The sequence below is a fragment of the Sphingomonas sp. NPDC079357 genome, from assembly GCF_044901155.1.
Classification (GTDB): Bacteria; Pseudomonadota; Alphaproteobacteria; order Sphingomonadales; family Sphingomonadaceae; genus Sphingomonas.
The window spans coordinates 1-8,289 of sequence record NZ_JBJDOM010000016.1 but is presented as its reverse complement, the minus strand read 5'-3'; the positions used below and the strand labels follow the sequence as shown (position 1 = coordinate 8,289).

Below are 8,289 nucleotides of genomic sequence, written 5' to 3'. Positions count from 1 at the left end.
CGCGCGCGGTGTCTCGCTTAGCCTGTCGGCTCGCAAGGTTCTCGCTCTCATGATGCATCAGGCCGCTGGCGACGCCTGGCGCGACCAAGAACATCGGATCGCCAAGCGCATGTTGCGCGGCTCCCACAATTCCAATGATCGCCTTACCGATACGATCGACGAGCTGATGGGTATCTTTTTTGCGATGCCCGATCAGGTCGAGGGCGACCAAGGGCGGCGCACGTTCCAGATGATCGAGGAGACATTTGAGGGGGGAGAACAGGGGTGGCTGATCTACCGGTTCACCCGCCGCGCCCGCGATCTGCTGAAAGACAGCGAAGCTTATGCCCTGCTGCACCGGGCAACGGTGCTGGCGTTCGATAGCAAATATGCCCTCGAACTCTACCAACTCGGGGCTTTGCTGTATCGCCGCGACGTACCGATCTGGCGGGGGGACGTCGCCACGCTACGGTCCAAGCTCGGCGTCCCTGAAGGCACCTATAGCTCTTTTGCCGACCTACGCCGCTTTGTCCTCGACGCGGCAACGGCCGAGATAAATCAGCTCGTTCCTCAATTCTCGGTCGCCTGGGAGGTCGCAAAGCGAAGGGGACGCAAGGTCACGGAAATAGCGATCACCTTCCGCCGCAAGGCCCCGATTGCCGCTGTGGCGGCCGAGGAAGAAAATGAACGTCACCGCGCCGGCCGGCGTGCACGGCGCGAAGGCACCGAAGAGGCAATCGTTGATCCTGCAGCGATCATCGCCGCCACAGCCGCCAGTCTTTCGGTTTCGGACATACTGCGGTGGCCTGCCGACGATCAGGTGTCGGAATATCGAACGCCAGACCTCTATGCGATCGGCCTAGCCAACGGTGGAGGCCACGCGATCCAGCGGCTAGCGGATCAATACGTCCGGGTCCGGTCTGACAGGCGACGGCAACTCCGGGGCGATGCTCTTCGCGATGATTGGACCACATGGGTAAAGGGTTGCGCGGAAAAGTGGGCGAAACCCTGATCCTTGTCTCTAACCGGGTTGCACGATACCCTGTGGCAACCGGTCATGTTCCCGGTTGGAAACACGGAAATAACCCTATGGCTACAGTTTCGATGACAAAGGGTGCCGAGTTGGTCGGCGTCAGTAAAGGAACTGTGTCGAAAGCCCTTAAATCTGGGCGTCTTAGCTACGCGGAAAAAACCGATAATGGCTATCTGATCGATACATCCGAACTGTTTCGAGTGTTTCCCCCAAAACAGCCGGAAACGGTTGAAACAGGTCGTCCCGACACCCCCTTAGGAAACAGGGAAACCCTAATGGAAACAGGGGGGTTGCTCCGGGAAGTTGAACTGTTGCGTGAACAGCTCCGTGATCGTGATGGGGTAGTCGATGACCTGCGGCAGCGGCTCGATAAATCCGAGGACGAGCGCCGTGAAGCACAGGCTCGGGTGATCGGCTTGCTGGCCGGACCGGGGCCAACGGAGTCTAAGCGGGGGTTTTTTGGTCGTCTGTTTGGCCGACCTGACGAGTGACGGCATCGATGGTCATTCGGGATCAAGAAGCCGCTTCGCTTCCGCTTTGCAGGCTGCTCGATAGTAATCCAACGTCGATTGATGTTGCGCTATGATCCGCTCGTTGGAAGCGCGCCATGCCGCCTCCTCGGCGTCGGTGAGGGGTCGGAAATCTCCCTGTTGCGATAGCGTGAGCATCCCGCGCGGTATCGGCGAGCCGTGATCCAGAATGGCTTGGTCCAAGTTTGCGTGAGCTTCCTTGGCGAAGTTTTGAAGGCGGTTGAGATGCAACATACGGGGCCTTTCGGGCTGTGGTGTTTCAGCCGTATAGCATGATTCGCATATTCTTGGTAGGTGCGCGATCAGAACTTTGAATTCGTGTCAATCAAAATTTTATCGCGATCAGATTTAGCCAGTTTGGCTACGGCAGAGCCGGGATATCGTTGCCTGATTCACATTGAACAACGCTGCGACCGTGCGCTGCGTATCGCCAGCCGCGAGCCGCTGTAGCGCTTTAGCTTGCTGGTGAGGGGTAAGGGCAGCGCGCCGACCGAACTTCACGCCACGAGCCTTTGCCTGGACCCTGCCGGCAGCGGTGCGTTCGGTGATACGATAGCGTTCGTAACTGGCCGCGACCCCCAACACGGCAATGATGACATCGGCAAACTGCGACGTGGTGTCCACCATCGGCTCTGCAATCGAGCGGAAGCCGGCACCGGCTTCCTTCACCGCGTGGAGGATGTTCAACAGGTCACGGGTATTGCGGGCAAGGCGATCGGTTGCCGTCACCATCAGCACGTCGCCGGCACCGAGCGCGCCGATCGCGCGCTTGAGCTGAGGCCGCTCAGCAGTCCCGCCGCTGATCTTCTCGCGGTAAACCTTCGTGCAGCCAGCGGCGTCGAGTTCGGCGAGCTGCTGCGCTAAATCCTGCCCAGTGGATGATACGCGCGCATAGCCATAAATCATGCTTCGATTGTGCATCGGATTTGTGCATCACGGAAGTACCCGAATTTTGGCCATTTTCTAAGTGATGCAAAACCTATGATTTTTGCATCAGCATGCAGATTGGAGATGTGCTGGATGTAGCTAACATGACAACCCCGTAAGGGCTTCCAATCATTAGGTACAGCTGCGACACGGAAGCATGGTCCTCGCTCCTCGCAAACTATACAAATATCGAACATTCAACGTCCGAACGCTTAGGTGCATTACGGAGGCAGAGGTTTATTATAGCCCACCGAAAGATTTTAACGATCCGCTAGATTGTGATCCGACTATGGAGGTTAATTCCTCCCGGAAGACTCTAGAACGGCTGCTACTAAAGATATTGACCGAACGTAGTAATAAAGATGTTGCTGAGTCGGAAATTCTCAAACTCCGGTATAATGCAGGAGAAAGAGGCCGTTGGATGGAGAAGGGAAGTCAAGCTGAGCAGACCCTTAAGCAAATGATAGCAGATAGAATAAAAGATGAGATTGCACACGAATTTCGCGAGACTGGCGTTCTATCCTTGAGCGCTACGTGGTCATCAGTTTTAATGTGGAGCCACTATGCCGACGAGCACAGGGGTATTTGCATGGAATATGACACATCAGCCGTGCTGCACCAGCATTTGATACCCGTTTCATACAACGCGTCCCGAGCCATTAGTACCAATGACGTAGTACGATGGAAATTTAAGAACGACTTTTCAGCTGAACGACGTGTGCGAGAAACATATTTCTACGCCAAGTCAAACGAATGGCGTTATGAAAAAGAATGGCGCGACCTTGATAGCGTAGGATCGACAGAAGCACCTTATGAGCTAACTGCTATATATTTTGGTCTTCGTTGCGATCCGGCGGTACGGATGGCCCTAGTTAAATTATTGATAAATCATCAAGATATTAAACTTTATCAAATCGGCCCGCAGGGTGATACATTTAAATTAAGAAGGCGGCCTGTCGAGCGAGACGAGATTGAACAAAGTAGTATCCGTGACCCTGGATTTCTATATTTCACAGATATTATTTTGGATGATGAAGACGAGTCAGGCGATCTCATGTCAATATCGCTTGATGATGAGGTAGACCTTGGCGGTGACGACGATCTTGGTGTGGAGGTCCCATTATAGACAATATTGAGAAGCCATAGGTTGGGCTAATCTAAACATTATTTGCCTAAGTCAGCTAGATCGTCAGCAATACAGGCATATGATCGCTTATTGCTAGCCATTCTGCCGCCTTACCTACAGTTATGCTTGGCGCGGATCCGTACATTGCTACATGAGCAAAGAAATAATCGATGTGATACGCCTTGCCCATGTTCCGTTGCAGATAGAAAGTAGGGTGGGTTTCTAACCCCTGCTGCTCAGCCATGGCGTGATGGTAGAGACTGTCGAACCCGAGGCGGCTCAGTGCCAAAACGCACTCTGAGTGATTCCACACGCGACCACGTTTGTCCCAAATCGCGTTACTGTTGAAATCGCCACATATAATTACGCTGGGATCTAGCAGCGCCGAATGATGTTGTAGGTACTGATAAAACTGTCCGATGTAGGCCATGTTCGCGCTGTTTTTCGTCCATACAGCAAGCAGGTTAATGCGATCCGCGATCCGAACGGGTATAAACTGCTCAAGTCCATAGTTGGGCCAATCCAGTGCTTGTACGGATAGACCATTCTTTACGAATATACCGATGCCTTTTCGATCAGATTTACCTGCCCATACGTAATCTCCAGACCAATCGCTGTATTCAGCGGTTGAGGTGGCAGGATTTTCGCATTCCTGAATTACATAGACGTCAGCGTTCAGCGTTCCAATGCGATCAAATTTGCGGCGAAAGGCCCCGTTGCAGTTCCAAGAAACAATCCGCATTTTGTCAGTTATGCCCTCCGTTATGCGAGCTGCTGAACGTGGCACCTACAGATGGCGGGCCGCATCCATGCGCTGATGCAGGATGCGGATGATGGCAATGCCGTAGCTAGTCACCCGAAAATATATGACATGCTGCTCGACGCTGCGCCGTCGATAGCCCGGCCGGATGTTGGCACAGCCCTGCGCCTGCTGCGGCGCTTCGGCCAGATCGGCGCAGGCGGCTTCTATGAAGTCGGTGTAGCGCATTGCCTGAGGCAAGCCCCAATGCGTCACGGTATAGTCGAACACCCCATCAAGATCACGCTGCGCCCTCGGGCTGAGACGGTATTCAGCCATGCTGCGCGGCTTTGCGCTGCTTGAACGCAGCGAAGTCGAACGGCTCCGGCTCCCCGCTCTGTTCGCCCTCGATCAGCGCCTGGCGGATGCTCTCGATCTCGAAGCTCCGTTCCTGCTCGCGCCGAATGAGGTCGCGGATCGCCTCGCTATCATTAGTGTAGCTGCCGGCATTGATCTGGGCGGCGATCCAAGCATTCTGCTGCTCAGTAAGGGTGATGGTTTTGCGCACGGTCGCCATATCAACCTCCATGGTCTATCATACTATTGGTGCGATTTAGCGCATAGCATATGGTAGCAAGATCACGCTACCGCCCTTGACCAATATCCGGCCCGTCGAGTCCGCGTTGCCGCTCCTGCTGTCGCTGCCGATCGCGTTCGGCTTGCCCCGGCTGATCCATGTCGGTTCCGGGCGTCTGCTCGCGCCGGGGTGAGTGGTCGAGCGCTGGCACCGCCTCGAACCCGTCGCCGGTACTGGTCTGCAACCCCGCCCGCATCGTTCGCGCCGCGCCCTGCACCAGACTCGCCATGCTGTGCGCCGCCAGCTCGGCACGCTCCCGCAGCCGGTCGCCCATCTCGTGCAGCCACTCCCGGCCGCGCTCGATATAGACCCCCAACCCCCGCGCTTCCTGGATCGCCTCGTTCATCTGCCCGCGCGGCGTGACGGCGTGCGGTTCCTCGCCGGCCGCGATCTGCTCGCGCTCTGCCCGCCGCTCGATGGCGGCCGAGGCATGACCCATCTTCACGGTCGGCTCCATCTCCACGCCCTGGCGGGCATAGCTGCGATGATCGACCCGCTCGGCCACCTGCGCCAGTTCCAGCGCGTCGTTCACCTGTGCGGCCCAGCTCGCCCGGATCTCCTCCACCTCGATCGACGCCGACGATCGCACGTCGAGCTGGCGCGTCTTTGCCCCCAGCCCCTCTGCGCCCACTATCCGCGTCGTTGTCATGACGTGCGCGTGGTGGTTGCGATCGTCGCCGTAATCATGGGGGGCATGGATCGCCGCATCGACCGCCACCCCGTACCGGTCCCGGATATCCTCCGCGAAAGCACGAACCAGGTCGCGGCGTTGGCCGGCGTCCAGCTCGGCCGGTAGCGCCAGCTCATACTCTCGCGCCACCTTGGCGTCCTTGCGCTTCTCCGCCGCCTCCGCCGCGTTCCACAGCGCGGAACGGTCCTGCGCCCACTCCGCGCCTTCCGGCGCGACGATGAACGTGTCCTCGACACCGCCCCGCCGCGTGTAGTCGTGCACCAGGCCGTCACGCTCGTTTTCGAGGCAGACGCCGGCACGATAAGCGACCGCCGCGACCGCGCTGCGCCCGGTCGAGCGCGACACCGATTTCACCGCCAGATGGTAGATCGCCATCGTCCGCGCGCGCCTCTCAAGCGTAGTCCAGCGGCATGACGCTGGTCGGGGTGTGGGGCGGAAGCCCCGCTGTCGCTTGCGACATGGGTGCAGGGTGTCCCTGCCGCACGCATTACGCAGTAATGCTAAAGTGCGCCCTTGTCTCCTTCTGTCGTCTCGGGTGGCTTCGTTTGTTCGTTTGCGCTATACTCGCTCGCAATCGAGATTTGACGCGGAAAAGGGTATGCCGACTCCCACTCCCGAAGCGATCGAACAGGCCCGCAAAAGGGTCGCCCAAGCCAAGGCTCGTCTCGATGCGCTCAACGCTCGTGTTGCTACCGAAGGTCGCCGCCTCGATACCCGCCGCAAGATCATCCTGGGCGGCCTGCTCCTCGATGCTGCCACCAAGGACAAGCGGTTCGCCGGCATCGTCTCCGAGCTGACCCACCGCATCAGCCGGGATCAGGATCGCAAACCGTTCGAGGGGTGGATGCTACCCGGGGAAGATGGCTGATGGAACGTGATCGGAATGATGATCCGCGCCGGTTGCTGGATCGCGGAAGGGGACGTGGCCTGCTGGGGTCCGATCGCGACGATCCCCCGGCCGGCAAGTTCGATCCCGCTGAGTTCGACATGCCCCCTGACCCGCCCCCCTCTGCTGCCGGTCGTGCGCGCGGTGCGGCCGATGCCGCCCAGGCGCATAGCTTCTTCTCCCACCTCGATACCAACATCCAGCGCGTGCTTGTCGGTTTCGGCACCCTGCGCGACTTGGTTTCCGACGTACGCGCCAGCCTTGCCGATGCTGCTGCCAAGGACGCACAGCGCGCGGAGGATGAGGAAGCCCGCGACAAGGCCATAGCGGCCCGCCTGGTCGATCCTGCGGCTCTGGAGGCCCGTGCGGAAGCTGGAGCGCGTCATGGGGCCGCAGACGGCCTTGCCGGGGCCGCTGAGACCCTTCGGCGTCGGATCGATGCTGATACAGCCGCGCATACGGCCCTTGCCGACCGCCTGGCCGCAGATGTCGCTGATCGCCGCACCTATGAGATGGGCCGGCGCCGGCGGGATGGATGGTGGAACGGGGCGCTCGCCGCTTTCGCCCTGCTTGTGCCTGTTGCGCTGGGGTGCGGGTATTACCTGGGGGACGAGGCCGGCGATGCGTCGGGCTATGCCCGCGCTCGTGATGAAGTCGCCGCTGCGAGTTGGGCCAACACCCCCAACGGCAAGCTTGCCCGCCAGCTCGACCAGGCCAGCACCATGACCATCCCGGATATCGCCGGTTGCCCCAAGGGCAACGGCTGGCACAGCGAGAAGCGGCAGGGGGTGCGCTACTGCTTCGCCACCAACGCCAACGCCAAATCCATCACTGGATGGCCGATGCCATGACCGACACCCCTACGATCGAACAACGCGATGATCGCGCCCGGACCTGGCAGCTTGTGATGACCGGGAACGGCCTGCATCGCATCACGCCCGAAACCCAGGCCGACATGACGCGGCTGCTCGACCTCGATCCCTCCATCTCGCACCTGACCGTCGAAATTGGCGACGATCAGATCCACATCGCCCGCGATTGGCCCAGTGACAGGTTGGAGGAAGCTGATCGCCTGATCGATCGTATCGCCGCCTCGGGCGTGTCGACGATCGACGTCCACGATCGAAACGGTGCAATCCCATGACGGAAAACGGCCGGTGAATGATCGGGTGCTGCCCCCTGACTGACTTCTTCCTCGCCAAGCCTGCGGCCGATAGGCCGCTTCTGTGACGGCGTAGCCGACACGCATCAGCAGCGCATTGGCCGCAGGCCAATTCCATTAAATCCTCTTTGTTCGCGCGCGGTGATTCATGATTCTAGGATTCTATGATTCAGGGGGGTCGCATCTCTTTGATTTTAAACGCCGATTCCAGCCTATCATGAGGAATGGGGTGGGGTATCATGAGTTTTGGGGTGGGGTATCATGAGGAATGGGGTGGGGTATCGTGAGGAATGGGGTGCGTGAAGTGAGGAGCTAGTCGTCCTCATCTCATGATACTTGACCCCGCTGCTGCATCGAACGATTGTGCTGCCATGAGCGGGGCAGCCGACGATAAGCCTGGGCGCACGATGGAAGTTGCGCGGATCGAGAAGGAGCGGGGTTCCGACACGATCGTGCAACCGCGCGAACTGGTCGAAGTCCGCTACGCGCGCGGTGTCTCGCTTAGCCTGTCGGCTCGCAAGGTTCTCGCTCTCATGATGCATCAGGCCGCTGGCGACGCCTGGCGCGACCAAGAACATC

The 8,289-nt window shown here is 58.8% G+C and carries 12 protein-coding genes and 1 pseudogene; 7 read left to right on the top strand and 6 right to left on the bottom strand.

What is annotated here, in order from left to right:
* Both ACI2JO_RS19830 and ACI2JO_RS19825 read left to right on the top strand, forming a co-directional pair.
* A partial coding sequence (locus ACI2JO_RS19830) for a replication initiation protein (RefSeq protein ID WP_404722209.1) occupies positions 1 to 991 on the top strand: 991 nt, incomplete at its 5' end.
* A gap of 77 nt (positions 992 to 1,068) precedes the next feature.
* Positions 1,069 to 1,503, top strand: coding sequence for a DNA-binding protein (locus ACI2JO_RS19825; protein ID WP_404722208.1), 435 nt, complete (start codon positions 1,069 to 1,071; stop codon positions 1,501 to 1,503).
* 12 nt (positions 1,504 to 1,515) lie between these two features.
* On the opposite strand, the gene ACI2JO_RS19820 is transcribed toward ACI2JO_RS19825, so the two are convergent.
* Together ACI2JO_RS19820 and ACI2JO_RS19815 are read right to left on the bottom strand one after the other, a co-directional pair.
* Entirely contained in the window at positions 1,516 to 1,776 is a 261-nt protein-coding gene (locus tag ACI2JO_RS19820; protein WP_404722207.1) for a hypothetical protein, read from the bottom strand.
* A 114-nt stretch (positions 1,777 to 1,890) separates the two neighbouring features.
* Positions 1,891 to 2,448, bottom strand: coding sequence for a recombinase family protein (locus ACI2JO_RS19815; RefSeq protein WP_404722206.1), 558 nt, complete (start codon positions 2,446 to 2,448; stop codon positions 1,891 to 1,893).
* A gap of 442 nt (positions 2,449 to 2,890) precedes the next feature.
* Here ACI2JO_RS19815 and ACI2JO_RS19810 point away from each other — a divergent pair, with 442 nt between their 5' ends.
* The gene (locus ACI2JO_RS19810; RefSeq protein WP_404722205.1) at positions 2,891 to 3,595 is read left to right on the top strand and encodes a DUF2971 domain-containing protein; all 705 of its coding nucleotides are present in this window, start codon (positions 2,891 to 2,893) and stop codon (positions 3,593 to 3,595) included.
* 55 nt (positions 3,596 to 3,650) lie between these two features.
* On the opposite strand, the gene ACI2JO_RS19805 is transcribed toward ACI2JO_RS19810, so the two are convergent.
* The 4 genes from ACI2JO_RS19805 to mobQ form a co-directional block, all read right to left on the bottom strand.
* On the bottom strand, positions 3,651 to 4,337 hold the full coding sequence (locus tag ACI2JO_RS19805; RefSeq protein ID WP_404722204.1) for an endonuclease/exonuclease/phosphatase family protein: 687 nt from the start codon (positions 4,335 to 4,337) through the stop codon (positions 3,651 to 3,653).
* Positions 4,338 to 4,382: 45 nt separating this feature from the next.
* The gene (locus tag ACI2JO_RS19800; protein WP_404722203.1) at positions 4,383 to 4,673 is read right to left on the bottom strand and encodes a type II toxin-antitoxin system RelE/ParE family toxin; all 291 of its coding nucleotides are present in this window, start codon (positions 4,671 to 4,673) and stop codon (positions 4,383 to 4,385) included.
* Entirely contained in the window at positions 4,666 to 4,911 is a 246-nt protein-coding gene (locus ACI2JO_RS19795) for a type II toxin-antitoxin system ParD family antitoxin (RefSeq protein ID WP_404722202.1), read from the bottom strand. Before ACI2JO_RS19795 ends, ACI2JO_RS19800 begins: the two co-directional genes overlap by 8 nt.
* Before the next feature lie 67 nt (positions 4,912 to 4,978).
* Complete coding sequence (mobQ, locus tag ACI2JO_RS19790) at positions 4,979 to 6,037, bottom strand: MobQ family relaxase (protein ID WP_404722201.1); 1,059 nt, start codon at positions 6,035 to 6,037, stop codon at positions 4,979 to 4,981.
* Positions 6,038 to 6,260: 223 nt separating this feature from the next.
* Here mobQ and ACI2JO_RS19785 point away from each other — a divergent pair, with 223 nt between their 5' ends.
* The 4 genes and pseudogenes from ACI2JO_RS19785 to ACI2JO_RS19770 form a co-directional block, all read left to right on the top strand.
* Complete coding sequence (locus tag ACI2JO_RS19785; protein ID WP_404722200.1) at positions 6,261 to 6,530, top strand: mobilization protein; 270 nt, start codon at positions 6,261 to 6,263, stop codon at positions 6,528 to 6,530.
* Complete coding sequence (locus ACI2JO_RS19780) at positions 6,530 to 7,399, top strand: hypothetical protein (protein ID WP_404722199.1); 870 nt, start codon at positions 6,530 to 6,532, stop codon at positions 7,397 to 7,399. Before ACI2JO_RS19785 ends, ACI2JO_RS19780 begins: the two co-directional genes overlap by 1 nt.
* On the top strand, positions 7,384 to 7,692 hold the full coding sequence (locus ACI2JO_RS19775) for a hypothetical protein (RefSeq protein WP_404722198.1): 309 nt from the start codon (positions 7,384 to 7,386) through the stop codon (positions 7,690 to 7,692). The genes ACI2JO_RS19780 and ACI2JO_RS19775 overlap by 16 nt, the downstream gene beginning before the upstream one ends.
* Positions 7,693 to 8,081: 389 nt before the next feature.
* Positions 8,082 to 8,289: pseudogene (locus ACI2JO_RS19770) on the top strand (replication initiation protein); the annotation flags it as partial.

Excerpts from the sequence above, each read along its gene's own strand:
- ACI2JO_RS19825 (WP_404722208.1), top strand. The coding sequence starts at position 1,069 with ATGGCTACAGTTTCGATGACAAAGGGTGCCGAGTTGGTCGGCGTCAGT.
- ACI2JO_RS19820 (WP_404722207.1), bottom strand. The coding sequence starts at position 1,776 with ATGTTGCATCTCAACCGCCTTCAAAACTTCGCCAAGGAAGCTCACGCA.
- ACI2JO_RS19815 (WP_404722206.1), bottom strand. The coding sequence starts at position 2,448 with ATGATTTATGGCTATGCGCGCGTATCATCCACTGGGCAGGATTTAGCG.
- ACI2JO_RS19810 (WP_404722205.1), top strand. The coding sequence starts at position 2,891 with ATGGAGAAGGGAAGTCAAGCTGAGCAGACCCTTAAGCAAATGATAGCA.
- ACI2JO_RS19805 (WP_404722204.1), bottom strand. The coding sequence starts at position 4,337 with ATGCGGATTGTTTCTTGGAACTGCAACGGGGCCTTTCGCCGCAAATTT.
- ACI2JO_RS19800 (WP_404722203.1), bottom strand. The coding sequence starts at position 4,673 with ATGGCTGAATACCGTCTCAGCCCGAGGGCGCAGCGTGATCTTGATGGG.
- ACI2JO_RS19795 (WP_404722202.1), bottom strand. The coding sequence starts at position 4,911 with ATGGCGACCGTGCGCAAAACCATCACCCTTACTGAGCAGCAGAATGCT.
- mobQ (WP_404722201.1), bottom strand. The coding sequence starts at position 6,037 with ATGGCGATCTACCATCTGGCGGTGAAATCGGTGTCGCGCTCGACCGGG.
- ACI2JO_RS19785 (WP_404722200.1), top strand. The coding sequence starts at position 6,261 with ATGCCGACTCCCACTCCCGAAGCGATCGAACAGGCCCGCAAAAGGGTC.
- ACI2JO_RS19780 (WP_404722199.1), top strand. The coding sequence starts at position 6,530 with ATGGAACGTGATCGGAATGATGATCCGCGCCGGTTGCTGGATCGCGGA.
- ACI2JO_RS19775 (WP_404722198.1), top strand. The coding sequence starts at position 7,384 with ATGGCCGATGCCATGACCGACACCCCTACGATCGAACAACGCGATGAT.